The organism is Lysinibacillus sp. FSL K6-4013, from assembly GCF_038630435.1.
Lineage (GTDB): Bacteria > Bacillota > Bacilli > Bacillales_A > Planococcaceae > Lysinibacillus > Lysinibacillus boronitolerans.
In genome coordinates this window covers 2988362-3012856 of sequence record NZ_CP152031.1, presented here as the reverse complement: position 1 = coordinate 3012856, position 24495 = coordinate 2988362, and the positions used below count along the sequence as shown (strand labels likewise).

At 37.6% G+C, this 24495-nt stretch carries 28 protein-coding genes, 1 pseudogene and 1 riboswitch; all 29 genes and pseudogenes read left to right on the top strand.

The genetic code is table 11. The annotated features are described in order from the left end of the window. Nucleotides 1-158: 158 nt before the first annotated feature. The 29 genes and pseudogenes from comGA (at nt 159) to MHB39_RS14775 (ending at nt 24427) form a co-directional block, all read left to right on the top strand. On the top strand, nt 159-1178 hold the full coding sequence (gene comGA / locus MHB39_RS14915; RefSeq protein ID WP_016993962.1) for a competence type IV pilus ATPase ComGA: 1020 nt from the start codon (nt 159-161) through the stop codon (nt 1176-1178). Beyond that, a complete protein-coding gene (gene comGB / locus MHB39_RS14910; RefSeq protein ID WP_036076168.1) occupies nt 1153-2226 on the top strand; it encodes a competence type IV pilus assembly protein ComGB in 1074 nt (357 codons plus the stop codon). The genes comGA and comGB overlap by 26 nt, the downstream gene beginning before the upstream one ends. Before the next feature lie 10 nt (nt 2227-2236). Further along, nucleotides 2237-2575: a competence type IV pilus major pilin ComGC gene (comGC, locus tag MHB39_RS14905; protein WP_016993963.1), complete on the top strand. Its 339-nt coding sequence runs from the start codon at nt 2237-2239 to the stop codon at nt 2573-2575. Next, on the top strand, nt 2575-3012 hold the full coding sequence (gene comGD, locus MHB39_RS14900; protein WP_036076166.1) for a competence type IV pilus minor pilin ComGD: 438 nt from the start codon (nt 2575-2577) through the stop codon (nt 3010-3012). Before comGC ends, comGD begins: the two co-directional genes overlap by 1 nt. Next, on the top strand, nt 3005-3322 hold the full coding sequence (locus MHB39_RS14895) for a hypothetical protein (RefSeq protein WP_036076164.1): 318 nt from the start codon (nt 3005-3007) through the stop codon (nt 3320-3322). Before comGD ends, MHB39_RS14895 begins: the two co-directional genes overlap by 8 nt. Further along, nucleotides 3315-3740 (top strand): competence type IV pilus minor pilin ComGF, encoded by a 426-nt coding sequence (gene comGF / locus MHB39_RS14890; RefSeq protein WP_016993967.1) that lies wholly within the window; start codon nt 3315-3317, stop codon nt 3738-3740. The genes MHB39_RS14895 and comGF overlap by 8 nt, the downstream gene beginning before the upstream one ends. A gap of 16 nt (nt 3741-3756) precedes the next feature. Beyond that, on the top strand, nt 3757-3918 hold the full coding sequence (locus MHB39_RS14885) for a hypothetical protein (protein WP_225340350.1): 162 nt from the start codon (nt 3757-3759) through the stop codon (nt 3916-3918). 20 nt (nt 3919-3938) lie between these two features. Beyond that, nucleotides 3939-4454 (top strand): shikimate kinase, encoded by a 516-nt coding sequence (locus MHB39_RS14880; protein WP_016993969.1) that lies wholly within the window; start codon nt 3939-3941, stop codon nt 4452-4454. A 144-nt stretch (nt 4455-4598) separates the two neighbouring features. After that, nucleotides 4599-4691, top strand: a riboswitch (glycine riboswitch). Between the two features lie 248 nt (nt 4692-4939). Continuing rightward, nucleotides 4940-6043, top strand: coding sequence for a glycine cleavage system aminomethyltransferase GcvT (gene gcvT / locus MHB39_RS14875; RefSeq protein ID WP_237898257.1), 1104 nt, complete (start codon nt 4940-4942; stop codon nt 6041-6043). 25 nt (nt 6044-6068) lie between these two features. After that, entirely contained in the window at nt 6069-7415 is a 1347-nt protein-coding gene (gcvPA, locus tag MHB39_RS14870; protein ID WP_016993971.1) for an aminomethyl-transferring glycine dehydrogenase subunit GcvPA, read from the top strand. Further along, the gene (gene gcvPB / locus MHB39_RS14865) at nt 7408-8871 is read left to right on the top strand and encodes an aminomethyl-transferring glycine dehydrogenase subunit GcvPB (RefSeq protein ID WP_342544383.1); all 1464 of its coding nucleotides are present in this window, start codon (nt 7408-7410) and stop codon (nt 8869-8871) included. Before gcvPA ends, gcvPB begins: the two co-directional genes overlap by 8 nt. Before the next feature lie 837 nt (nt 8872-9708). Further along, entirely contained in the window at nt 9709-9846 is a 138-nt protein-coding gene (locus MHB39_RS14860) for a hypothetical protein (RefSeq protein WP_156113261.1), read from the top strand. Continuing rightward, complete coding sequence (locus MHB39_RS14855; protein ID WP_176408523.1) at nt 9818-9973, top strand: hypothetical protein; 156 nt, start codon at nt 9818-9820, stop codon at nt 9971-9973. Before MHB39_RS14860 ends, MHB39_RS14855 begins: the two co-directional genes overlap by 29 nt. Before the next feature lie 149 nt (nt 9974-10122). After that, entirely contained in the window at nt 10123-10548 is a 426-nt protein-coding gene (locus MHB39_RS14850; protein ID WP_036076155.1) for a hypothetical protein, read from the top strand. A gap of 324 nt (nt 10549-10872) precedes the next feature. Then, nucleotides 10873-11559, top strand: a complete 687-nt coding sequence (locus MHB39_RS14845; RefSeq protein WP_245188805.1) for a hypothetical protein — start codon at nt 10873-10875, stop codon at nt 11557-11559. Continuing rightward, nucleotides 11556-12980, top strand: coding sequence for a hypothetical protein (locus tag MHB39_RS14840; RefSeq protein WP_342544382.1), 1425 nt, complete (start codon nt 11556-11558; stop codon nt 12978-12980). Before MHB39_RS14845 ends, MHB39_RS14840 begins: the two co-directional genes overlap by 4 nt. Before the next feature lie 36 nt (nt 12981-13016). Beyond that, nucleotides 13017-14147 (top strand): pentapeptide repeat-containing protein, encoded by a 1131-nt coding sequence (locus MHB39_RS14835; RefSeq protein WP_342544380.1) that lies wholly within the window; start codon nt 13017-13019, stop codon nt 14145-14147. A 25-nt stretch (nt 14148-14172) separates the two neighbouring features. Then, nucleotides 14173-14730 (top strand): serine protease, encoded by a 558-nt coding sequence (locus tag MHB39_RS14830; RefSeq protein ID WP_259419289.1) that lies wholly within the window; start codon nt 14173-14175, stop codon nt 14728-14730. 184 nt (nt 14731-14914) lie between these two features. Beyond that, on the top strand, nt 14915-15322 hold the full coding sequence (locus MHB39_RS14825; protein ID WP_036076149.1) for a DUF4280 domain-containing protein: 408 nt from the start codon (nt 14915-14917) through the stop codon (nt 15320-15322). A 33-nt stretch (nt 15323-15355) separates the two neighbouring features. Then, entirely contained in the window at nt 15356-16885 is a 1530-nt protein-coding gene (locus tag MHB39_RS14820) for a contractile injection system protein, VgrG/Pvc8 family (protein ID WP_342544378.1), read from the top strand. Next, nucleotides 16885-18432 carry a hypothetical protein gene (locus MHB39_RS14815; protein ID WP_342544376.1) on the top strand — a complete coding sequence of 516 codons (1548 nt, stop codon included), beginning with the start codon at nt 16885-16887 and terminating at the stop codon, nt 18430-18432. Before MHB39_RS14820 ends, MHB39_RS14815 begins: the two co-directional genes overlap by 1 nt. A 14-nt stretch (nt 18433-18446) precedes the next feature. Beyond that, nucleotides 18447-19424: a hypothetical protein gene (locus MHB39_RS14810; RefSeq protein ID WP_342544375.1), complete on the top strand. Its 978-nt coding sequence runs from the start codon at nt 18447-18449 to the stop codon at nt 19422-19424. Between the two features lie 23 nt (nt 19425-19447). Continuing rightward, nucleotides 19448-19900, top strand: coding sequence for a hypothetical protein (locus MHB39_RS14805; RefSeq protein ID WP_342544373.1), 453 nt, complete (start codon nt 19448-19450; stop codon nt 19898-19900). Between the two features lie 545 nt (nt 19901-20445). Further along, nucleotides 20446-20649: a hypothetical protein gene (locus MHB39_RS14800; RefSeq protein ID WP_237898250.1), complete on the top strand. Its 204-nt coding sequence runs from the start codon at nt 20446-20448 to the stop codon at nt 20647-20649. Continuing rightward, nucleotides 20649-22007: a hypothetical protein gene (locus MHB39_RS14795; RefSeq protein ID WP_342544370.1), complete on the top strand. Its 1359-nt coding sequence runs from the start codon at nt 20649-20651 to the stop codon at nt 22005-22007. The genes MHB39_RS14800 and MHB39_RS14795 overlap by 1 nt, the downstream gene beginning before the upstream one ends. 10 nt (nt 22008-22017) lie before the next feature. Continuing rightward, complete coding sequence (locus MHB39_RS14790; RefSeq protein ID WP_036074844.1) at nt 22018-22395, top strand: hypothetical protein; 378 nt, start codon at nt 22018-22020, stop codon at nt 22393-22395. A 796-nt stretch (nt 22396-23191) separates the two neighbouring features. Beyond that, nucleotides 23192-23443 (top strand): hypothetical protein, encoded by a 252-nt coding sequence (locus MHB39_RS14785; protein ID WP_342546955.1) that lies wholly within the window; start codon nt 23192-23194, stop codon nt 23441-23443. After that, nucleotides 23407-23675: pseudogene (locus MHB39_RS14780) on the top strand (DUF2247 domain-containing protein); the annotation flags it as partial. The gene MHB39_RS14785 and the pseudogene MHB39_RS14780, both read left to right, overlap by 37 nt. A gap of 56 nt (nt 23676-23731) precedes the next feature. After that, a complete protein-coding gene (locus tag MHB39_RS14775; protein ID WP_342544366.1) occupies nt 23732-24427 on the top strand; it encodes an endonuclease V in 696 nt (231 codons plus the stop codon). The last annotated feature ends 68 nt before the right edge of the window (nt 24428-24495 follow it).

The window sequence follows — 24495 nt, the reverse complement described above, 5'->3', positions numbered from 1 at the left end:
TTATCCACATTTTTGTAGCAAAAAACATTATTGGTAGAAAATTATCTTATAAATTTTTATTTTCTGAAAAGGGCTTTTCTCGTGGCGAGTTCCTCCTTATACTAGGAAATAACGAATAGAGCGGTCCTATTCGAATGAACTAAAAGAGAGGTGCATATATGCAGAGTTTTGAAACAGTTGTCGAACAAAAATGTGAGCAACTTTTACTAAAGGCCTATCATTTTGGAGCATCCGATTTATTGCTGGTTCCAGGAAACATAAAGTATCGGATCTATTTTCGGAAATATGATAAACTTCTCCACGCGGGTGAGCTACAAAATGAACTTGCAGAAAGAATGATCTCTTATTATAAATTTCTTGCTCAATTAGATATTAGTGAGCGTCGTAAACCTCAAAGCGGCGCGTTTCAAAAAGCAATGGAGCAAAATTCATATTCGTTTCGAGTATCCACACTGCCTTCTGCATTTTTAAAAGAAAGCTTAATTATTCGTTTACTTCTCCAAAATCATGCATTTCCACTAACTTCCCTAAGCTTTTCCAAAAGCGCTGCTCACCAACTCATGGAGCTAGTACAAAACAGACAAGGTCTTCTATTTTTTACGGGAGCAACAGGCTCTGGCAAGTCTACTTCACTTTATTCCCTAATCCACTACTGTTCCACAGAATTGAATCGACATGTGATTTCTTTAGAAGATCCTGTAGAAAACAGCCAAGCGAATTTACTTCAAATTCAAGTAAACGAGCGAGCGGGCGTTACATATGCTACAGGACTAAAAGCCATTTTACGTCATTCACCTGATGTCATTATGATTGGTGAAATTCGCGATAAAGAAACAGCGAATATTGCCATCCAAGCCTCCCTAACAGGGCACTTAGTAGTCTCCACTATTCATGCAAAAGACTCCATTAATTGTCTCTATCGTTTAATGGATTTAGGTGTGTCGATAGATGAGCTTCGTCAAACGGTTATCGGCATAGTTGCCCAAATGCTTGTTCAGACTTCAGGTCTACATGAAGAACGTCGAGCTGTCTATGAAATATTACATGATGATCATCTATCAAGAGCCATCACCGCCATTCAGGATAAGGGAAATTACAAACTTCCTTATGACTTAACATTAAGGGGGCAAAAAGATTTAGTGGAGAGCCTATATGCAGTTACAAACATACATCGATAAAATTGTTCTTTTTTACAATCGGGCTACGAAATGGCGGGTAAAGGAGCAAGCTCAGCTTTTCAATCGATTATGTGTGTTAATGCAGGAAGGATATTTATTTCCACAAGCTATTTCCATGCTACTACCTCATCATATCGAAGCTCATGAGGACATACAGCTGCAAATTGATGAAAAGCTCAGACAAGGAGTAGGTGTTGCAGAGATATTTGAAATCTTACAGCTAGGGAATCATTATTTAATGGCAATTAAGGTGGCAGAAAACAATGGTCATATGATAGAAGCGTTTAAAGGTGTGGCTAAGCAGATAACAGTAAGTGAAAAGACTAAGAAAAAGCTAATCAAGCTGCTGATCTACCCTGTCACACTGATGTTCTTTTTATTGTTGTTATTTTTTGTGTTTCGTACATTTTTTTTACCGAACATTGAAAGAATGGTCGTCAGTCGTACCTCTGAAACAGAAGAGACAAGTATTGCATTGTCCAATATGTTATTACATGTCCCAGATGTAGTCATCTTGACCATGTTCATAGTAATAGGCAGCTTAATCATTTTTCGATTCTATCTCAAACGACAAGCTGTTGCGCATCAACTAACAATTTTATTAAAAATCCCCTTTATACAGCGCTATTTTAGGCTGGCATTGACAAGGCAGTTTGCTGCTTATTTAGGCAGCTTACTACAAAGTGGATTTTCATTACAAGCAAGCCTTCAGCTATTAGAGGAACAGCAGCTACAACCATTTCTCCAAGTTCTTTCACAGCGTATAAAAGAAAGAGTCATCTTTGGAGAATCACTGACACAGGCGGTAACGATAATGGCCGTTTTTCAAAAAGATTTTCCAATGTTCGTTGAGCATGGCGAGCACAGCGGATATTTAGGAAAAGAATTAGTATTGTATAGTGATTTATTAATGGAAAAGCAGGAGCAGCTTTTACAAAAAATATTAGCTTTTGTGCAGCCTAGCTTCTTTATCCTTATAGCTGCTTGTATAATAGCAGCTTATATCAGTTTATTATTACCCATCTATCACATGATTGAATTAGTTTAGGAGGTAAATGATGAAACGTATCAACCAACAAGCTGGTTTTACTTTAATAGAGATGCTTATAGTTTTGCTAATTATATCTATCCTCATTTTAATTACAATCCCAAATGTTACAAAACATTTCGCCACAATAGATAAGAAAGGCTGTACGGCTTATATATCCATGGTGCAAGGTCAAGTAGAGGCTTATCGTGTAGATAATATGGCCTATCCTACCTTAGATGATTTAGTGGCAAAAGGCTATTTAAAGGAAAATGAAACAACCTGCCCCAATAAAGAAGAAATAGTGATTACTAATGAGGGAGAGGTACGTCCAGCCAATGTCAACTTGGAAACAGGTACGGATAGCTAATGAATGTTCATAAAAATGGTGGTTTTACAATTCTTGAAATGCTGATTGTCTTATTTCTTGTTATGAGTTTAACAGCGATTGTTAGTAAATTTTCATTGAAAATAGCAGAAACCAAGGAAATAGAACGATTTTTTACGCAATTACAACTCGATATTCAATATATTCAAACCTATAGTATGAGCCAACGGCAATATATAGCCCTGAAAGTGGAAGGTTCAACAAATCGTTATAGTATTCAAAAAGATTTTTTTACCCATTTATATGAACGCTCTTTTCCGAAGGGGGTTGAATTTTTGCCCGCAGAGAGTTCCATTCAAACACTTGTCTATAATTACAGCGGCAATGTGATGTCCGCTGGTACTATGGCGTTTAAAACTCCACAGGGTAAGAAAAAAGTAATCATAACATTAGGGCGAGGGAGAGCTAGGATTGAATGAGTCAGGCTATTCTTTTGTAGAAACTATTTTAGGTGTGGGGATTTTAATGATACTTTGTACCTCGTTAATTCCCATTACCTATACGATGAAAACAAATCTTGCTAATAAAAAAATGGAGCTAGTTGCAGCTGAAACAGCATATGAAGGTTTAAAACAGTATCTTGCGATTCAAGTAACAGAGGGCACTCGGACCATTGAACAGGTTGCTTATCACTGGATAGTTGATGAACAACAAGTTTGTGTCGAATTTCAAAATTTACAGGAGCCACGCCAAAAATGTATCCAAGTGACAGGTGAAGTACATGAATGAGAAGGGCTATACATTAATAGAAGCTATGTTTCAATTAGTTGTTTTTGTGCTTATTTCTCATTTTTTTGTCCTTATCATGCTGTGGTTTGCTGAAATGAGATTCACGATGCTAACAGATGAACAAACAAAGTGGGAACTATTTGTTTCTGATTTAAATCTCTCTCTAAAAGATATTTCCACCTTTTCCGTTCGAGACGATCAAAAAAGAATGACTTTCCAAACAGCCGATACGCTCCATCATATTGATTGCTACTCGAATATTATTCGTGAGCAGGTAAAGGGTGGACATGTTCCCATGCTAATAGGAATCAATAAATGTCAATTTAGCTATTCCGAAAATAAGCTGACGGTGGCTGTAAAAATGACTAGTGGTATTCAAAAGGAGCGAACCTTTTATGTGCCAATTATTGAAAAATGACAGAGGGGCTATTTTTTTGATCGCAATTGCATTATTATTTTTTGTAACTACTTTTGTTCTTGCGTATTATATGTCTTATGAAATGCAGTATCGAACATATGATGGGCTAGAAAAATTGAATGTTCGAGCTACGATAAATTTATTGGGACAAATTTTGTCAGACAGTGTAGAATCGTAGTTATAAGAAGGTGAATCGAATTGCGAAAAATATATTTAGTTGGTTTTATGGGTAGTGGAAAAAGTGCGTTAGGAAGACGCTTAAGCTATTTATTGAAGATGCCATATTATGATATGGATCATGAGATTGTGCGACAGCAGGGGATGACAATTCCACAGATTTTTGAAAAATACGGTGAGGCCCACTTTCGAGAAATAGAAACAGAATTTTTGAAAAATTTTAGGGACGAGGCTTGTATTATTTCGACTGGTGGTGGCGTTGCCATCAATGCTGAAAATCGAAAAATTATGAGACGCAGTGGACTGGTATTTTTTTTAGATGCGTCGTTTGAGGATATTTATAAACGAGTTCAGCATGATCCAAATAGACCCATTGTACAGAGCTCTACAAAGGAGGAGCTAGAAGGTCTGTATCACTACAGAAGGAAGTTTTACCGTGATGCAGGTCATATTCAGGTACTGACAGAAGGTAGGACGATTCGCCAAATTCTAGAGTATTTAGTATTTCAAGTAAAAAGGTTGAAAAACGAACGATAATCACTTTTTGCTACTTTAATGTTCGTCTTTTATTATCTTTTAAAAAATGATTGCCTTTCCAATGCATTTAATGTTAGGATATAGACAAATAAGTAACTAAATGTTCATTGAATACTAAATAGTACCAAGATTTATCTTGGGCGGATGATTGTGCGGGGAGAGAGCGTGGAGACGCCACCGAAGGAGCAAGTAGCAATGGGCTATGAATCTCTCAGGTAAAAGGACTCGTACAAGACGCAACTCTGGAGAGAGCTGTAGTATAACAATAACAGCCACCAAAGGGGAAAGCCGACTGATTGGCAATAGTGAAGCTTGCGAGCCAGTCTGGTGTAACTTTCAGGTGCAAGGACAGAGAATCCCGAAAAGGGGTTCGTCTGTCTTTTTTTATGTCTATAGCCTGGTTTATGCGATTGACTGTAGGAATACAAAAAGCAGACGAACTACTACCAGTAAAAATGTAACTAACAATAAGGGGGCAAAAAAGAATGGCGAATGAATTAAAACGTACACCTCTATTTGAAGAATACGCGAAATATGGTGCAAAAACAGTTGACTTCGGTGGATGGGAATTACCAGTTCAATTCTCTTCTATTAAAGAAGAACACGATGCAGTGCGTAATCGTGCAGGCTTATTTGATGTATCACATATGGGAGAGATTTTAGTAACTGGTCCCGATGCATTAGATTTTTTACAAAATCTGTTATCGAATGATGTCTCAAAAATTGTCGACGGTCAAGCACAGTACACGGCAATGTGCTATGAAGATGGTGGCGTTGTTGATGATTTATTAACATATAAATTAGCTGACAATCACTATTTATTATGTGTCAATGCAGCCAACATTGAAAAAGACTATGATTGGATGATGGAAAATCAGCATCAATATGATGTGACGATTGATAACCAATCAGATGCCTACGCACAAATTGCTCTGCAAGGACCATTAGCAGAAGAAGTTCTTCAATCCCTTACTTCAACTGATGTAAGTGCCATTAAATTTTTCCGCTTCCAAGAGAATGTTGAGGTTGCAGGACATAAAGTATTAGTTTCTCGCAGTGGCTATACAGGAGAAGATGGCTTTGAATTATATGGCGCTCCAGAAGACATCAAAGCGCTTTGGGGGAAAATTTTAGAGGCAGGTCAAGAAAAAGGTGTTGTTCCAGCTGGACTAGGATGTCGTGATACACTTCGTTTTGAAGCGGGGCTACCACTATATGGTCAAGAGCTATCAGCAACAATTTCTCCACTGGAGGCTGGTATTGGCTTCGCTGTGAAATTAAATAAAGAAGGCTTCATTGGTCATGAAGCATTAGTAGCTCAAAAGGAAAATGGATTACCACGCAAACTTGTAGGCATTGAAATGATTGATAAAGGCATTCCACGCCATGGCTACAAAGTGTTTAAGGATGGTCAAGAAATCGGTGAAGTGACAACTGGTACACAGCTTCCTTCATCTAAACGTAATGTTGGTCACGCATTAATTGACAGTCAATTCGCAACAATCGGAACTGAGCTAGAAATCGAAATTCGCGGTAAACACTTAAAGGTAATAACAGTAGAAACACCGTTTTACAAGCGTTCAAAATAATAGTTGAAAAGAGGGACCTACATTTATGAAACATCGTTATTTACCTATGACGGAGCAAGATCAAAAAGAAATGTTAGACGTAATCGGTGTATCCTCAGTCGATGAGTTATTTGAGGATATTCCTGAGAAAGTCCGTTTTAAAGGCCTTTATGATATTAAAGAAGCTAAATCAGAATCTGCTTTATTAAAAGAATTAACGGCACTTGCTGCTAAAAATAAGGATACAAATGCCAATGTATCATTTTTAGGCGCAGGTGTTTATAACCACTATAAACCAGTGATCGTGGACCATGTTATTTCTCGTTCAGAGTTCTATACGGCTTATACACCATATCAGCCTGAGATTTCACAAGGTGAGCTACAAGCCATCTTTGAATTCCAAACGATGATTGCCGAGCTAACGGGTATGGATCTTGCAAACTCTTCTATGTATGACGGTGGTACAGCTTTAGCAGAGGCAGGTATGCTGGCAGCTGGTCATACGCGTCGCAAGAAAATTTTAGTGTCTGAAGCAGTGCACCCAGAATATCGCGATGTTGTTGCTACATATGCCTACGGTCAATCCATTGAGATTGTGACTATCCCGCAAAAAGATGGTGTGACAGATGTGGATGCATTAAAAGAGTTGATCGATGACAACACAGCAGCTGTTATTGCACAATATCCAAACTTCTTCGGCCAAGTGGAAGACATCCAAGTGATCGGGGATATTGCACATGCTGCAAAAAGCTTACTTGTTGTATCTTCTAACCCACTTGCATTAGGAATCTTAACGCCTCCTGGCAAGCTTGGCGCTGATATTTGTGTAGGTGATGCGCAAGTATTCGGTATTTCTGAAGCCTTCGGCGGCCCACACTGTGGTTTCTTTGCAGTAACAACAAAATTAATGCGTAAGGTCCCAGGACGTCTTGTTGGTGAAACAGTTGATGGTGAAGGCCGTCGTGGTTACGTTTTAACACTACAAGCACGTGAACAACATATCCGTCGTGATAAGGCAACTTCAAATATTTGCTCAAACCAAGCACTTCTTGCACTTGCAGCTTCTGTAGCGATGACAGCTCTAGGAAAACAAGGTATCCGTGAAATGGCTACTCAAAATATTGCGAAAACACGTTATGCAAAAAATGCCTTTGAAGCAGCAGGCTTTACAGTAGCATTCCAAGGTGCACACTTTAACGAAATCGTAGTGAAAACGAATAAATGTGTGAAGGAAATCAATAAAGGCTTAATCGAAAAGGGTATTATCGGTGGCTATCCTTTAGGTCAAAATTATGACTCTCTGAAAAATCATGTGCTAATCGCAGTAACTGAATTACGCACGAAGGAAGAAATTGATGCACTTGTTGCAGAAATGGGGGCTCTTAATGCATAACGAAAATCAATCACTCATTTTTGAAATTTCAAAAGAAGGTCGCGTTGGCTATAATTTAGAAGCACTAGATGTGCCTGAAGTAGACCTAGCAGATTTATTACCTGCAAACCTAGTACGTTCAGAGGCAGCAGAACTACCTGAAGTATCTGAGCTGGATATTATGCGTCATTATACAGCACTTTCTCGTAGAAACCATGGGGTAGACTCGGGCTTCTATCCGCTTGGCTCTTGTACGATGAAATATAATCCGAAAATTAACGAAACAGTTGCACGTCTTTCAGGCTTTGCAAATGTTCACCCATTACAGGATGAATCAACAGTCCAAGGGGCAATGGAACTTCTTTATGATCTTCAAACGTCTTTAGTAGAAATTACAGGGATGGATGAAGTTACATTACAACCAGCAGCAGGTGCTCATGGTGAATGGACAGCGTTAATGATGATTCGTGCCTTCCATGAAGCAAATGGTGAAGGTCACCGTAACAAAGTAATCGTGCCTGACTCAGCTCACGGTACAAACCCAGCCTCAGCGACAGTAGCGGGCTTTGAAACAATCACTGTCAAATCGGATGAAAATGGCTTAGTTGATATCGAAGACCTTCGCAAAGTAGTAGGTTCTGATACAGCAGCACTCATGTTAACTAACCCGAATACACTAGGGTTATTTGAAGAAAACATTATCGAAATGGCAGAGCTAATTCATTCTGTAGGCGGTAAAGTGTACTATGATGGTGCGAACCTCAATGCTGTAATGAGTAAAGCACGTCCTGGCGATATGGGCTTTGACTGTGTGCATTTAAATTTACACAAAACATTTACAGGCCCACATGGTGGCGGTGGTCCAGGTTCTGGTCCAGTAGGTGTAAAAGCAGATTTAATTCCATTCCTACCAAAACCAGTATTAGTAAGAACTGAAGAAGGCACATACCACTTTGACTACGATCGTCCACAATCAATTGGACGCGTAAAACCTTACTATGGTAACTTTGGTATCAATGTTCGTGCTTATACGTATATTCGTACAATGGGTCCAGATGGCTTAAAAGCTGTTACAGAATATGCTGTATTAAACGCCAACTATATGATGCGTCGCTTAGAGCCATTCTACGATCTACCATATAACCGTCACTGTAAACATGAATTTGTCTTATCAGGTCGTCGTCAGAAGAAGCTAGGCGTTCGTACATTAGATATCGCAAAACGTTTGTTAGACTTTGGCTACCATCCACCAACAACATACTTCCCATTAAATGTGGAAGAGGCGTTAATGATCGAGCCAACTGAAACAGAATCTAAAGAAACATTAGATGCATTCTGTGATGTAATGATTCAAATTGCGAAAGAAGCAGAAGAAAATCCATCAATCGTTCAAGAAGCACCTCATACAACAGTCGTATCTCGTCTAGACGAAACACGCGCTGCTCGTACACCAGTGCTTCGTTATCAAAAAGCATAGTCTACAAAACCGTTCACGTTTAGGTGAGCGGTTTTTTTTGCACCTTAAATTACAAGCTGAATGAATGAACATTGGATTTTAGCGTGCTGGCGACGTAATATAAAGCCAAATAAAAGTGTGACTGATTACTGCCTCATGACTTTTGGGAAGAAAATCATAAAAGGAAAGCAAGGTTTTCGATTATTTTGTTTAGATGTAACTTTTCAAGGATAAGAGGGTGAAGTTGTAAATGAAGAGGCGAACAATGCTATTTCTCCTAACTATTTTTGGAGGTTGGACTTTCCTTTTTGAAATTCATAATATCCTGAAAGAAAAGTACAAATGCTTAAAGAACTATTTTATATATATTCATCCTAAAAGACTAATGTCGTTATATGATTAATACTTTTTATTCATTTTTCCTATATAGAAGATTATTTTAAAAAACAGCTTTGGGCCCAAGAGTAATTGAACCTTTAGTTTTTTTTTATAAAAAAATAGGATTAATCCTATATTAACTGAAAAAATATCATAATTATTATATGTAACATTTTTACTAAAAATACTTTAAATTGTTTTTAATTACAATATCTTCTATAGAAAATATTGACATTAATTTTTGGTGTTGTATAGTTACTTTTGTGATACATCCTATCATTAGTGAATAAAAAATGCATAAAAGTAGAATTAGAGTTTCTAGTACATAGCTTAGCCTCAAATTGATTTTTATTCCTGAAATATTCTTTATAAGAAGTAGTTATATAATTCTAATCCTGTATTTTTATCACTAAATGTTTATGCTTACCCGAAATTCGTTATCTAAAGGAGGGACGGCTGTAGAAATATACAGCCAAATGAATGGAGATTATTAATCAAACAAACAGAACCATGCTATTTGAAGAAATTAATCCTGAAAAAATGGACTTAATTACGCTTGTTGGAGATGTGAAGGGAATCGACAGTCTAAGTGATGAAAAGATTAAAGAAATTCCATGATGGAGATGATATCGGCTACATTATCGACGAGAAAACGAGCACGTGTCAAATTGACCTTGTGTTTAATGGCAATGTGAAGAATTTAGAAGTAATGATTACAAAAGGGACAAGTGCTGTTAAAGCCTAACAAGTATAAACCTACAATTATTCAATTTTTTAGTCGTATGTTTAAGATTTTTTAAATCTTTTAACATAAATAAGAATCGAGAGACTAATTGCTAATATTCTGCAGAACAGTTAGATGTCTTGATTTAACAAATTTTAGGGGGTAAGAAAATGGGTTTTGTATTAAAAGTAGAAGGTTCAGAGGCAATTGAACTAGGCTTAGAAAGCATCATGACTGTCGAATATGAAACAGATACACCAAATGATTCGAACGCTCGCTCTACAGATGTTGGAGCCACTTTAAAAGTAAGAGGTAAAATTCTTACAGCAACTGATGGTGATAATTCTGATGATACGATGAAATTAGGTTTATGGTCATTAGTACCAGCTGAAAAGGCTGACTGTTACCGTAAAGTGACATTAGAGGTTGTTTCAGCAGATCAAGTAGTAAGAAAAATTCATTTCCCGAACGCTTTTGTGGTGGATTATACAGAAAGATATGGTGACACAGAAGGTATTGGTGAATTCTTCTTATTTATTAAACAAAAGAAAGACAAAACAGATTTGGCAAAAATCGAAGGCGGCTACGCTGTCTAAGATTGCAGCAGGATAAAACACTACTAATTATCTAAGGAACTTTTATAGTTCCTTAGATTATTTTTAATCTCCCTAAAATTACTTTAAAGGCGGAAATAAAAGATCCTATACATAGAAAAGATAGCACTCAAACTCATATTTTTGTGAGGAAGAAGTAGAGAGAAGCATTGCCAACAGGTATGCCTTTGATGAGATGGTTGAGGCAATGGAAGGATCAGATTTCAAATTCTGTGTCATGAAGGATGTGTAGGGACTAAGCAAATAATAGTTGATAGGTTGAAATATAGTTGGTGAAAAACGGTTAAAAAACGGAAGGTGATTGGGATGAAGTTTATAGATGAAAAAATTATTGCATTAAGAAATGAAATGAGAGAGCAGGAGCAACATGAGCTAGCCCAGCGACAAGTAGCCATACAAAAGGAACAGGAGCCTGAGCAGGCATCTAAGCAGGAGGAACAAGACCTAGAAAAAGTAAATATCTATCAAAGCTACATCATCATTGATGATGAGAAGATAGGGGTGATGGAGCAGTCGTTATTGGATGGTAAAATGACGATTCGTATGCCAAAACTATTTTCTAAGATGTCTACTGAATTAGCAGCCTTAAAGTACCCATCGGACCGTCGACCAAATCTAATTTATACAGATGAATCCTCATCGATTAATCTTGCCTTCAACCTGACTCCACATCGATTACAGGAGGAGGGAGTTGCTGCTTTTCAAGAAAATATGATTGATATCCTTGAACAAGCTCAACCTTCAGCTGATTGGCTTGATACGGATGTTCTGAAGATTGACGAAAAGACAGTAGGCTTTTTAGAGATTATTACACCGGCTATTGATGGCGACATTTTTAATTTAATGTTCTTTGCCTCTATCGAAGGAATAGCACTTATTGGAACCTTCAATTGTATGGAGGAGGATCTTGAAACTTGGCGTCCGATTGCGAGAGCTATGATGGAATCCTTGCGATTTGCTTCAAATAGTAGGAACGGAGGGGGAATACGGTGAGTAGTGTCGTGACAGCTTATCATAATATTCAAATTCTACCTTTTGAGCTTATTAGTATTCAAGAGCTTACTATCGTAAAAAAAATGAATGAACATGCTACGTTACGTTTTACTGGTATTGTGCCTGAAGTAGCGAGAGACACATATGTGGAAATGACGGAGGCAAAATCAGCAATTGAAGTAAATCAGCTTAATCATCTTGGTATCCCTTCACCCTTATTTAAAGGTGTAATTTTAGATGTGAAGGTTCGTTCAGTTCGTGGCATTTATTATATTGAAGTAGAAGCGGCTTCAAGCACCTACCAGCTAGACATTAAAAAGAAAAATCGCTCCTATCAGGATAAGGAAATGACCTATTCGTCTTTATTCAAACTATTACATCCTTTTTATCCTGGTCTTGACATTATTGATGAAGCAACAAAGGGTGCTAAATTAGACAAGTTTACGCTGCAATATCGAGAGACAGATTGGCAATTTTTAAAAAGACTAGCCTCCCGTTTTAACACTGGGCTAGTGCCTGCTGCTACCTTTGATAAGCCAAAGTTCCATTTTGGTGTGCCTGCTGGTAGAGCTAAAGGCAAGCTAGAAGATTACCATTATACGACCCGAAAAAAACTAGCAGATTACCTTCTATATACAGAGAATGGTAATGGAGGTATGGGAGAGCATGACTTTCTATACTATGAGGTGGAAACAGATAAGGTAATGGAAATAGGAGATCATGTCACCTTTCATCAACAAACACTTTATGTATGTGAAGCATACACAACCATGAAGGATGGCTTGCTGAAACATTATTATACGCTGTCAACGAAAAATGGCATGAATAAAAGTGAACTATTTAACGATGCGATCTCAGGCTTATCACTGGAAGGAAAAGTATTAGAAGTCGCAAAGGATCATATTAAGGTGCATTTAGCGATTGATGAGAAGCAGGATAAAGGCAAAGCACATTGGTTTCTTTATTCTACAGGCTATACAGCAGAGGGACATAGTGGTTGGTATTGTATGCCTGAAATTAATGATTTTGTTCATGTCTATTTTCCTTCACATCGGGAGGAGGAAGGAATTTCTAGCAGCTCCATACGAAAAAATTTAGATACTTCAGCAACGAACAAACTAGATGATCCCTCAACCAAATATTATCGTACAGCCTTTGGTAAAGAAATTAAAATGAGTCCAACTGAAGTGGTTATTACTGCACAGGATGGGGATATTTTTATTCGGCTAAATGAAGCAAATGGTATTGAAATATTTAGTAAAAAAGAAATTAAACTAATCTCTGAGGCAGATATATCAGTGAATGCGAGTAAGAAAATTCTTTTGTCTGCGGAGGAAGAAATTTCTTTACAATGCAAAGAAAGTAAAATAACGATGAATGGCAGTGTGCAGATTTTTGGGAAGGAAGTAAAGGCAAATTAAAATGGTTGCGTGTGAATGAGAAGGAAGGAGACTTATATGCAGACACAGGGAGTTTTACAGCATTTTTATGATAACGAAGTAGAAAAAAGAAGGTTGAAATATCTCTTATTGCTTGAGGATTTTTTTCAAGCCTCCAAGGATAGGCTCGCTGATGATTTTAGGATGTCTTTTCAAAAAATATGTCAGCAACTCAAACAACAGCAAACGCTTCAACAGAAAGGACCAATTGCACATATTACGTTTTCAATGCTACGCACAGAGCTACTAGAGAGCAACCCTCACTATTTAGTAGAAGCTACGGATGAGGAATGGTTTTTTGATATTCATCCACTTTTAACTACTTATGATGCAGGCTGGGCGCATCATTTTTTAGAGCAATACATTGAAGAATTAAGTTTGTATAGCAAAACTTTTATGGGGGCAATTACTCAAGCAGATATAGATCGCATTAGACTTCAGGACGCCAAACATTTTCACCAATATGTAATAAGTCTCGCTAGATATGCGCTACCTGACATTATTCGATGTCCAGAGTATTTGGCGCTAGATCGGGATGTGGCTGTCGAGATACGTGTAGGCGAGTTTATGGATATGAATGAGGTTGTCTATAGCGAGGATTTTTCAGCGAAGGATAGTGAAGAAATAAAGGCTTGGCTAGATGAACAATTAGAGGAGGAATATCCATACGAGGTATTTAGCCATTTAAATTTAGCAGGTGGGCGATATGAAGGCTTGGATATTCGCTATGCCTTTTTCCACAAAGCCAATTTAACCAATTGTCATATGCGTGAATGTCTGTTGATTGGTACTAGCTTTCGGGAGAGTCAGCTAATGGACACGGATTTGAGCTTTAGCACAATTTATGAGGCGGATTTTAGTAATAGTCAGTTACAGGGAGCGAATTTTCAACAGGTACAAGGAGCGAGTGGTCTACTAGATCGTCAGAAATGGGAAATACCTGGCTATTTACCGGTTCGTTTTACCGATGCGAATTTAGAAGGCGCCGATTTTGAGCTAGCGAATTTACGAGGGGCCAGCTTTATGGGGGCAAATGTTAGAAATACAAATTTTGCGGGAGCCAATTTAGAAATGGCTATTTTCTCTAAGGAAGCAAAGGAATATGTAAAGCTAGATCCATTCCAGGCTGCTAGTGTCATTTGGAAGTAGACAGTGTGAAAAAAGGAGACGAAAGATGAACTATTTTATTCTATCTCAAGATGAACGTATCACAAATGCTGTGAAACCTGTTGGTATCGCCCAAGTGATTAAAAAAGAGCTATTAACTATTGAAAGAATGGAAGAATTAGAGGAACTTGAACGGCAATTTCCTGTATTAGAAAAAGGCGAGATGGTGTATACCGATCTCATAGAAAAGCCAATCATGCTTATTTCTGATGCTGTTAAACAATTAGTGGAAAAGTATGTCCCAAATATGCCATTTAAAGCAGTTGTTCTCACGGATATGCCTAAATTAATGCAAACCTTATATTGGCTGGTGATCCCACCAAGAGTGCGTTGTCTTTCCGCTCAAACGGAATTTCATCTGGATGGTACGTTGAAGAAGCTAGTCATAGATGAGCAGTTGGCTGCTCCTTATTCATTCTTTCAAATCGAGGGCATTAAAGAACAGTTTATAGTGGTGAATATTGAATTAGCAGAGAGTATTCTACGCAGAGATTTTCGGGGAATACGATTACAAAAAATACAAACTGAAGGAAGATGGAACGACATTCTTTCTGTAGGAAAATAGATGAGGTGCTTGAAAAAGGATTAAAGCACATGATGGAAGGTGCTTTAGATAAATGGTAGGGAGAAAATAGCGAGATTAAAATTAGAGCAATTTGAAGAAAGAGTCGTCAGACGTAAGTATTACAGTTAAGTCTTATGTTTAGCAAAAGTGGTAACACCTTACGTATCGAAAGGATGGTTTTTCTATGTCAGAAGAATTGCAGACAAAGGGTGGCGACCAACGGAGTTATGTCGTAGCTGGTGCCAAATTATCCTGTTCACAAGGAGATCAAACGAGTATTTTAAAAATGCCAGTCAGTCACGGTGTTTATACGAAAAATAAGGCGCAGATGAATACGATGGATTATAAGCCTTATGTCAATATTCAACCATTTGGCTTATGCCAGACATTAGCGAATCCAACTGTTGCGGCAGCTACAGCTGCTAATAATGGTGTCTTAAAGCCCATGCCCTGTACACCTGTGATTACAATGCCCTGGATTAATGGGAAGGATGATCAATTAATTGAAAATCATCCAGCGTTAGTTAGTCAATCGATTAATATGTGTATGTATTGTGGAACGATAAAAGTAGAAGATGATGGGCAAGAATAAGCGATTGTCCCCTGAGGAAAGAAGGGAATTCATGTGAACACATACGAGGAAGTAATCGGATACGGTGAGCTTGAACTCGTATCCCCCTATGAAATCCAAACATTGCATAATCTCACGTTGACTCAAACAGTGAACGACCATGCAAGATTAGCAATAACGGGATTTATTCCTGCGGAAAAGAAAGATAGTTGTATGCAGCTTGCCAGTACGACAGATCGAATAGAGCTCTATCAAAAACACAAAGGTCAACGGCTGCATGCGCTTTTTAAAGGGCAGGTAACAGAAATTGCGGTACGAATGACAAGGGGTGTATATCAAGTTGAATTACAGGCTGTTTCTTCTACATTCACCTTGGATTGTAAACAAAAATACCGCTCCTTTCAGCATCATAAAATGACTTATGAGGCGATGTTAAAAAAGGTGCTAGAAGATTATTCAGGTGCAGATGTTATTGATACTGTATCGAAAGCTACTCCTCTTAAGCAATTTATATTACAATATAAGGAGACGGATTGGCAATTTTTACAACGTATGGCCTCCCATTTTCGGGCTGTATTAGTCGCCGCAATGGATGCTGATAAGCCGAAGTTTTGGTTTGGCCTACCTGAAGGGCGAATGCAAAAGCTTTCCGTGGCAAATTATACGATCTTAAAGGATCGCTCTAAGTTTTTACATAGTAAGCATAATGACATCGAGCAGCCAATTGAAGAGCGGGATACAGTTGCCTACGTGATAGAATCTAGAAAAACATTGAAACTGGGTGATCGCGTTCTGCTCCAGGGCAAGGAGCTGGTAGTAGCCAAGTCTATCGCCCGCATGAAGCAAGGCATCCTTACCTATGAGTATCATCTGCTGTTCGAAAAAGGCATACGTCAAGATAGGCGCAGTATTCCGTTCCTACCGGGCACAGCGATTGAAGGAAAGGTATTAGAGGTCAAAAAGGATCAGGTTCGAGTCCACCTCAGTATCGATGAGACACAAAAAAAGGAAGAAGCTACGTGGTTCCCACTTGCTACGCCTTATACGGCAGAGGGACATAGTGGCTTTTATAGCCCACCAGAGGAAGGAGATAGCGTCCACCTAACCTTCCCAACACATCGAGAGGAAGCAGCGTTTGTTCGTCATAGTGTACGAAAGGGTGGCGAGTCCAACCCGAAAACAGCTGATCCCAAAACGTCTTACTGGGGTACACCGAAAGGGAAGGAAATGAAGCTAGACCCACAGTCCGTAACATTTACCGCCAAGGAGGGTGCCGTCTTTCTGCAGCTCCATCAGGATAGCGGCATCACTGTGCATAGTAAGCCCTCCTTGCTGGTCAAAGCCAACGACACGATCACCTTTGCCGGAAAACGTGTGTCCATGAGTGCAGCGGAGTCGATGCGTTTCACATGCGGCTCAAGCAGTCTTGTATTTGATGGCAATACCGATATTCAGGGACAGGTAGTGACGATGGATGGCTCCATTAAAGCCCCTGTATCTGTCGCAGCGCAAGAAGAGGAAGCAGACCTGGAGGCAGCCCTAGACGTCATGGGGATGATCCCTGTTGGTGGGGGTGATGCCTAATGGGTCTATTAGGATTAGCAGGAAGCTTACTAGGGATGATTCCGAAAGTAGGCTCCCCAAGTGGAAAGAAAAAAGGAAAGAGCGGCGGATCAAAAGGAAAGAGCACTAAGAAATCCTCCAAAAAGAAGAGCTCTACGAAGAAAAAACAAAGAAAATCCAATAAAAAGAAGAAAAAACGCAAGAAGAAAAAGAAGAAGTGGGGTAAATTCTTTACCAAGGCACGGAAGCTGAAAAATAGTTTATCCAAGAGTAAATTGGTTAAACGGGCGAAAAAGGCAATTAAAAAAGCTGTTCTGACCACGAAAAAGGTTGTGAAAAAAACAAAGGCCACCGTGTCGAAGGCCAAGCAACAGGTAAAGACCGCAGTCAAACAAACGAAGCAGGTAGTGAAGAAACAAGTACTACCAGCGATGAAAAAAGCTGCACAAGCAACGACCAAAGCAGTGAAAAATGCTGTAAAACCTAAAAATCTGTTAAATACGCTACAAACGGGCTTAGATATAGTCGGGATGGTCCCCGTTGTAGGAGAAGTAGCAGATGGTGTGAATGGTATTATTTATGCGGCAAGAGGTGACAAGGTCAATGCGGCTCTCTCCTTTGGCGCTATGATCCCAGTAGTGGGCAATGCAGCAACAGCTGGTAAATGGGTCAATAAAGGTGCGAAGGCAGCGAAGGGTATCAGTGAAAGTGCTCAAAAAGCGAATAAAGGCCTTTTAGGCAATGTAAAAGAAAAAGTCAACAAGCAAGTAGCGAACGCCAAAACACAGATCCAAGCCAGAGTAGACGAAGTCAAACAACAGCTGCGTCAACTAGGAGCACCGCAAATGGAGTTGGCAGGTGTGAACGTTGGAAGGATTTCGGATACAGGAACGGTTGGAAAAAATACGTCCTCCTCGAGTCCGAAGCCAACTAATAATTCTAATAAAGCTAACACTATTTTAAAAGAAATATATTCATTAGATCAAAAAATAGCGAACTTGAAAAAAGTAGGAAATAGAGATGAAATAAAAAAATTACAGCGTCAAAGAAACAAATTAGCTAATAAACTTGATACCCCTGATGATATAAGCAAGAATTATAATTTGACAGAGGCAAAAGACTACGAAAGAAAAATTGATAATACTAAATATTTCTCTCATGAAAAGGGGGATTTTGGAGAAGAAGTTTCGAAGATAGTAGCTAAGAAAAATGAATTAGGGGAAGATATATCAGAAATATTCCAAGTAGGCCGAAACGGTATTGATGGTACGTTTTTATCTAAAGGACCGCCACCTAAGTTGACTATGATAGAATCTAAGGCTTCAGATTCTGCACTGTTTAGTTACTCTGAAAAACAAAAATTAGGAGGAAAAGAATATTTTGAAGGGATGTTAAATAGCAATGACTCAAGATATTCTGAATTTAAAAAGCAATATAAGAAACTTAAAAAGGAGAATCCAGGGTTAGAATTAGATTTTATAAGGGTAGAAACAGATATTAAAATTACGAAAAAAGGCTTTGGTGTAGAGGAATTAAAAATAAAAGATTGGAATAAACAACTTGATTAATCGAGGTGAATATAATGTTGAATCCCAAAAAATTGGAATTATCATATAATAGGTACTATAAAAATTTTGTAGAGGGAATAAAGTTTGAAGATGTAGAAGAAGAGTATATAGATAGTTTAAATGAAAGTACTCATATTGTTGAGCTCAATGATGTTGAAAAGGATCATATTCTATTAATTAATTTAGATTCAATAGAATCCTATTATTTGTCAAAATGGAAACAAGATGTATTAGTAAATCATCAGAAAAATACAGAAGAACTTAAAAAAGTAATGATGGTTATTTTTCATCAGTGTATGGGGCAATATCTTTATAAAAGTAGATATCCTAAAATGTCATTAGAATATTCCTTTAAAGATGTTATTATGACATTAATTCATTTTACAGTGTTTGGCTGGGAGAAAGAGGAGAATATATTATTTAATTTTATTGTAGAGCATTTAGGAACTCGTTGGATGGATGCGAATAATTTTAATAAACATACATGGTTTCTTTTAGAGTTATATCTTCAGTTTAGAGATAAAAAAATTTGGGGGACAAATCAACACTTGAATGTTGCAGTGAGAGAGCAACTGAAAGTAGACAACTTAGAATACGGCTTAATACCTGAAGATTTAGAAATTTATAGTGAGGTTTTAAAACAATGGACAACGACTAAATTAGAAGAATTAGAGCCTTTAATTAACCAAATGTCTATAATACATTCGGTGTTTGCTTCAGAGTTAGGGGAATCCATCGAATTTGGAGATTTTGGTTATGGATTTTACCCCTATGAAATTTTGTTTTTACTTTTTGTGAGGAAGAAACATGGTTTACCAATCCCAGAAGAATTCAATGATTTCTTAATGAATACACCAGAAGCAAAAATGCGAATCAAGGATCCTGAGCCTTACCCTGAATGGGATCCTTTATTAAAACTTATTGATAGCTTTTATCGAAAAAATTATCCAGACTATATTCCTAATAAACACGGAGAACTTTTTCAAAATTAAATGCTACTGGGAGGAAATTAAAATTGTTATTCAATGATATAGTGTCCGTTATCTTTAATGAGAGCGATTTAAAGGGTCTAGATTATTCAGACATAAAGGTAAATCTTTATGAATGGATATTAGAGTATGGGATGTCCACTAAGAGGTTTCTCTATCTTGATTACAGAGGGGAAGAAGATAATGAGATAGTTAACTACATCTTGGATTATGAATTTAAATATGATATTGAGTTAGCCACAGAAAAAGAACTTGAGCAACTTGGTAAATTGGAATATGAGTTTTTACCAGAAAAAATAAAGGAAGTGAACAAAATTATTTCATCTAAAGGGTATGGCTTATTTTCTTATCCAACTACAGGAGATTATTATGCATTGTTCATTTCGATTCTATCAAATAAAATAGAGCTACTAAAAATTGAATTAGTTGAGAATGTCAATATACCTTTAAATGAAAGGTATATACAGTTGTATGACTAGCTATGAATTTTGTCTTACTTCCATGTCCTAATAGGACACTTTGTCAAAACAAATAGTTAAAGGTAGAAACGTTGTTCTAACAGCTTTTCTACCTTTTTAATTTCATATAATACGTGAATAAAAAAGGGATACATTCAAAAAAGAAATTATATAAGAAGTTAAACAAACAACGCTAGGGGTAAAACCATAAAAATGGATTGGCTAACCATATACGGCAAGGGAATAGTGGCTTTTACAGCCCACCAGAGGAAGGAGATAGCGTCCACCTAACCTTCCCAACACATCGAGAGGAAGCAGCGTTTGTTCGTCATAGTGTACGAAAGGGTGGCGAGTCCAACCCGAAAACAGCTGATCCCAAAACGTCTTACTGGGGTACACCGAAAGGGAAGGAAATGAAGCTAGACCCACAGTCCGTGACATTTACCGCCAAGGAGGGTGCCGTCTTTCTGCAGCTCCATCAGGATAGCGGCATCACTGTGCATAGTAAGCCCTCCTTGCTGGTCAAAGCCAACGACACGATCACCTTTGCCGGAAAACGTGTGTCCATGAGTGCAGCGGAGTCGATGCGTTTCACATGCGGCTCAAGCAGTCTTGTATTTGATGGCAATACCGATATTCAGGGACAGGTAGTGACGATGGATGGCTCCATTAAAGCCCCTGTATCTGTCGCTGCGCAAGAAGAGGAAGCAGACCTGGAGGCAGCCCTAGACGTCATGGGGATGATCCCTGTTGGTGGGGGTGATGCTTAATGGGTCTATTAGGATTAGCAGGAAGCTTACTAGGGATGATTCCGAAAGTAGGCTCCCCAAGTGGAAAGAAAAAAGGAAAGAGCGGCGGATCAAAAGGAAAGAGCACTAAGAAATCCTCCAAAAAGAAGAGCTCTACGAAGAAAAAACAAAGAAAATCCAATAAAAAGAAGAAAAAACGCAAGAAGAAAAAGAAGAAGTGGGGTAAATTCTTTACCAAGGCACGGAAGCTGAAAAATAGTTTATCCAAGAGTAAATTGGTTAAACGGGCGAAAAAGGCAATTAAAAAAGCTGTTCTGACCACGAAAAAGGTTGTGAAAAAAACAAAGGCCACCGTGTCGAAGGCCAAGCAACAGGTAAAGACCGCAGTCAAACAAACGAAGCAGGTAGTGAGGAAACAAGTACTACCAGTCGTGAAAAAGGCTGCGCAAGCAACGACCAAAGCAGTGAAAAATGCTGTAAAACCTAAAAATCTGTTAAATACGCTACAAACGGGCTTAGATATAGTCGGGATGGTCCCCGTTGTAGGAGAAGTAGCAGATGGTGTGAATGGTATTATTTATGCGGCAAGAGGTGACAAGGTCAATGCGGCTCTCTCCTTTGGCGCTATGATCCCAGTAGTGGGCAATGCGGCAACAGCTGGTAAATGGGTCAATAAAGGTGCGAAGGCAGCGAAGGGTATCAGTGAAAGTGCTCAAAAAGCGAATAAAGGTCTTTTAGGCAATGTAAAAGAAAAAGTCAACAAGCAAGTCTCAAATGTAAAAACGCAGATCCAAGCCAAAGTAGACGAAGTCAAACAACAGCTGCGTCAACTGCGACCACCAGAGATGGAGTTAGCAGGAGCAGGTGTAAACGTCAGACGCATAGAGGATACAGGAACGGTTGGAAAAAATACGTCATCCTCGAGTCCGAAGCCATCTAATTCCCAACCACCACAAAATGGCTCGAATAAAAAGCCTGATGAGAATAAGGGTACGGGTAATAACAGTAAGAATGTTAGCAGAATGAATTTTGGAAGTACTGAAAAATTAGAATCACATTTTGGAAAACATGGTGGTGAATTCGGAGGGGCATATTCTAATGCTAATGAGTACCTAGCAGGAGCCAATAATGTAATAGAAAATGGAATAAAAGTTCAATACGAATATAAGGGAGAACTAAGGACAGGTTATGTTAAATTTATGAAAAATAGTGGCTTAACTAATGCTGCTGGTGTTCCTATAAAAAGTTATGCTAAGTTTGAATTTGTAGGAACAAATAATTTGGGGGAAATTACAACATATCATGTTGAAAGTGGTAAAACTTTTTGGAAAATGATGAATAATGGAGAGAATATTCCTGTTATTAACCCTGTTGAATAGAGGAGAAATTATGAATAATAAAATAGAAATATGTAAATTTGACTCTCTTATTGAGGAAGAAATATATTTTTTGGTTAACAATCAAAAAATTATAGGATTTAATGTGTCCCCCCAACAACAAGAAATAGGTAAAATATATGAGGCTGAAATAGATATATTTGTAAATGACGTTTTAGAGATAGAGGAACAAAAGAATCAATATTTGAAAAAAATTGAACACATTAATAATTATAGTTATGCTCTTTGGGGGAAAATGCTAGGGGATAATACTTTAGATGTAGGCTTTTTTATTACGAGTGATTTATTTGAAGATTACCGATATTTAGTGGGACGATATGTCTATTTGAAAGTTGATAGATTGCAAGTTTATTGTGAAGATAAAGTATAATGAATTTCATCTTTTTGAACCTTTTCAAAGTGAGCCGGTGAGTATAACAGGCAATATAGACATGGAGAATTAATTTATACTTACAAAGATGACCAAAATTTTAAGGTGATTTTAACTTTATAAACAAACGAGTATTCTAAGTATTACAATTAATGATTGTATTTACAGGTGATTTTAATAATGTAACAAGTTTAAAAAAAGATGACAAAGCTTTGGTAATGAATGTGGGAGAAGAAGAGAGACTAAAAGTTAAATTTTATAAACAAGTTCGAGTGGAGTTACTTTAATATATCCTAATTGTATTAGAAAGAATATATAGAACAATTAGGATATTATCATTGATAAATCAGAAGGATATAATGTGATTGTTATCATACCTTGACTGGCGACTATATGCCTTTCAAGGTTTTTTCTTAACCCAAAGAAGTTTGTGGTTAAAAAGTAATCTGATATTTGATTCGAAAACTCATGAAGGCTGGGCCATCAAGGAGTTCTATGTAAACCTTGGTCTAGGAAGAAAAGTGTGAGAATTAGGCGAGATGACATTTTACTTGCAGGAGGTAGTTTTGTATGGAATAGTGACTAAATAAACGATAATGACAAAGCTCGTGGCAAAAGTAAAATAGCAAAGCAATTTAAAAAAGTAGTAAAAAGAGCTGTCCTAGCGGGAAAGAAAACCTATAAACAAGCAGTAAACAAAACGAAAGCCGTTTATAACCAGACAAAGCAAGCGGTAAAGGAAGTAAAACAAACAACGAAGGAACTAGCCATCAAAACGAATTCAGCTGCAAAAGCGGTGATAAAGGACATCAAAAAACCAGTTGTCAAGTCACTTAATAGCTTCAAAGAAATCGGCAAAGATTTCAAAAGTGGTCTGGACAAAAGAGCAGATAAAGCACTCGATTCTCCATATAATTTTGCAAATTATCTAACTCTAGGTGCAGTAGATGGTATTTGGTCTGGAGCCAAAGGTAGAGCAGATAAGATGCGCAACATTTGGTTTACGGGAAATATTTTAATAAAGGGATTATCTCTCATTATGCAGTAGAATTGATGGAAATGGTGACGAAAGTGAATTTGTTCATGAACTTGCTTGGGTAGTATCTAGTGAAGATTTAGATAAACTCATGTTAGCTATAAGAACTAATTATTTTCCTCAGTTAAATGAAGAAAGCACAATATTGGTTAATTATATGCCCCAAGAACTTCCAACTACGCATGAAGATATAATGAAAAGGTTTGAAAATTTTTTAAAACGAGAGAGAATTAGATATAGTTAGCTATTTTAATGGGCAAAGAAAGAAAAGCATAAAAGACAAGTAAAAAAAGTGAAAGAATGGATGAATGGTGGAAAATGAAAAAGGAAGAATTGTTTAAGATTGAACAAGAAAAATGGATTTCTAAGATTTCATTAGAAAACAATTTTCAGTTAGCAGCTATTCGTCGGGTAGCTGGAATTGACATTGTATATTGGACAGAGGGGAAGCAAGATTATGGGGTTTGTTGTATTGTCGTAATCGATTATATTACCAAACAAATTATCGAAGAAGTAGAATATTGGGGTCAAATAGATGTGCCATATATTCCAGGATATCTTGCTTTTAGGGAACTTCCGATGGTGATAGAAGCAGTGAAAAAGCTGCAATGTGAACCAGATCTTTATATGTTTGATGGAAATGGTTATTTACATTATAGGCATATGGGAATCGCAACACATGCCTCATTTTATTTGAAGAAACCCACAATAGGCGTTGCAAAAAGCTACTTAAAGATAAAAGACACGGATTTTCAAATGCCAAAAAATGAAACAGGAAATTTTACTTATATTAAGGTTGATGGAGAAGTATATGGAGCAGTATTGAGAACGAGAAAGGATGTAAAGCCCATTTTTATTTCATGCGGTAACTGGATCGATTTAGAGACTTCAATAAAAATAACTCTACATTTTGTAGAAAAAAATAGTCGATTACCAATTACGACACGTTATGCAGATTTAGCTACTCATGAGAGTAGAAGGAAATATACTCAATAGATTCATTAACAGGTAAACATATTTGTTAGGGTATAAGAAGGAGTTTTTGGTTACTCATAGATTTAGAG

Excerpts from the sequence above, each read along its gene's own strand:
- comGB (WP_036076168.1), top strand. The coding sequence starts at position 1,153 with ATGCAGTTACAAACATACATCGATAAAATTGTTCTTTTTTACAATCGG.
- MHB39_RS14830 (WP_259419289.1), top strand. The coding sequence starts at position 14,173 with ATGAACTATTTTATTCTATCTCAAGATGAACGTATCACAAATGCTGTG.
- MHB39_RS14775 (WP_342544366.1), top strand. The coding sequence starts at position 23,732 with ATGGATGAATGGTGGAAAATGAAAAAGGAAGAATTGTTTAAGATTGAA.
- MHB39_RS14790 (WP_036074844.1), top strand. The coding sequence starts at position 22,018 with ATGAATAATAAAATAGAAATATGTAAATTTGACTCTCTTATTGAGGAA.
- comGD (WP_036076166.1), top strand. The coding sequence starts at position 2,575 with ATGAATGTTCATAAAAATGGTGGTTTTACAATTCTTGAAATGCTGATT.
- comGF (WP_016993967.1), top strand. The coding sequence starts at position 3,315 with ATGAATGAGAAGGGCTATACATTAATAGAAGCTATGTTTCAATTAGTT.
- MHB39_RS14825 (WP_036076149.1), top strand. The coding sequence starts at position 14,915 with ATGTCAGAAGAATTGCAGACAAAGGGTGGCGACCAACGGAGTTATGTC.
- gcvPA (WP_016993971.1), top strand. The coding sequence starts at position 6,069 with ATGAAACATCGTTATTTACCTATGACGGAGCAAGATCAAAAAGAAATG.
- comGA (WP_016993962.1), top strand. The coding sequence starts at position 159 with ATGCAGAGTTTTGAAACAGTTGTCGAACAAAAATGTGAGCAACTTTTA.
- MHB39_RS14860 (WP_156113261.1), top strand. The coding sequence starts at position 9,709 with ATGGAGATTATTAATCAAACAAACAGAACCATGCTATTTGAAGAAATT.
- gcvT (WP_237898257.1), top strand. The coding sequence starts at position 4,940 with ATGGCGAATGAATTAAAACGTACACCTCTATTTGAAGAATACGCGAAA.
- MHB39_RS14810 (WP_342544375.1), top strand. The coding sequence starts at position 18,447 with ATGTTGAATCCCAAAAAATTGGAATTATCATATAATAGGTACTATAAA.
- MHB39_RS14845 (WP_245188805.1), top strand. The coding sequence starts at position 10,873 with ATGAAGTTTATAGATGAAAAAATTATTGCATTAAGAAATGAAATGAGA.
- comGC (WP_016993963.1), top strand. The coding sequence starts at position 2,237 with ATGAAACGTATCAACCAACAAGCTGGTTTTACTTTAATAGAGATGCTT.
- MHB39_RS14800 (WP_237898250.1), top strand. The coding sequence starts at position 20,446 with ATGAGTGCAGCGGAGTCGATGCGTTTCACATGCGGCTCAAGCAGTCTT.
- MHB39_RS14850 (WP_036076155.1), top strand. The coding sequence starts at position 10,123 with ATGGGTTTTGTATTAAAAGTAGAAGGTTCAGAGGCAATTGAACTAGGC.
- MHB39_RS14795 (WP_342544370.1), top strand. The coding sequence starts at position 20,649 with ATGGGTCTATTAGGATTAGCAGGAAGCTTACTAGGGATGATTCCGAAA.
- MHB39_RS14815 (WP_342544376.1), top strand. The coding sequence starts at position 16,885 with ATGGGTCTATTAGGATTAGCAGGAAGCTTACTAGGGATGATTCCGAAA.
- MHB39_RS14835 (WP_342544380.1), top strand. The coding sequence starts at position 13,017 with ATGCAGACACAGGGAGTTTTACAGCATTTTTATGATAACGAAGTAGAA.
- gcvPB (WP_342544383.1), top strand. The coding sequence starts at position 7,408 with ATGCATAACGAAAATCAATCACTCATTTTTGAAATTTCAAAAGAAGGT.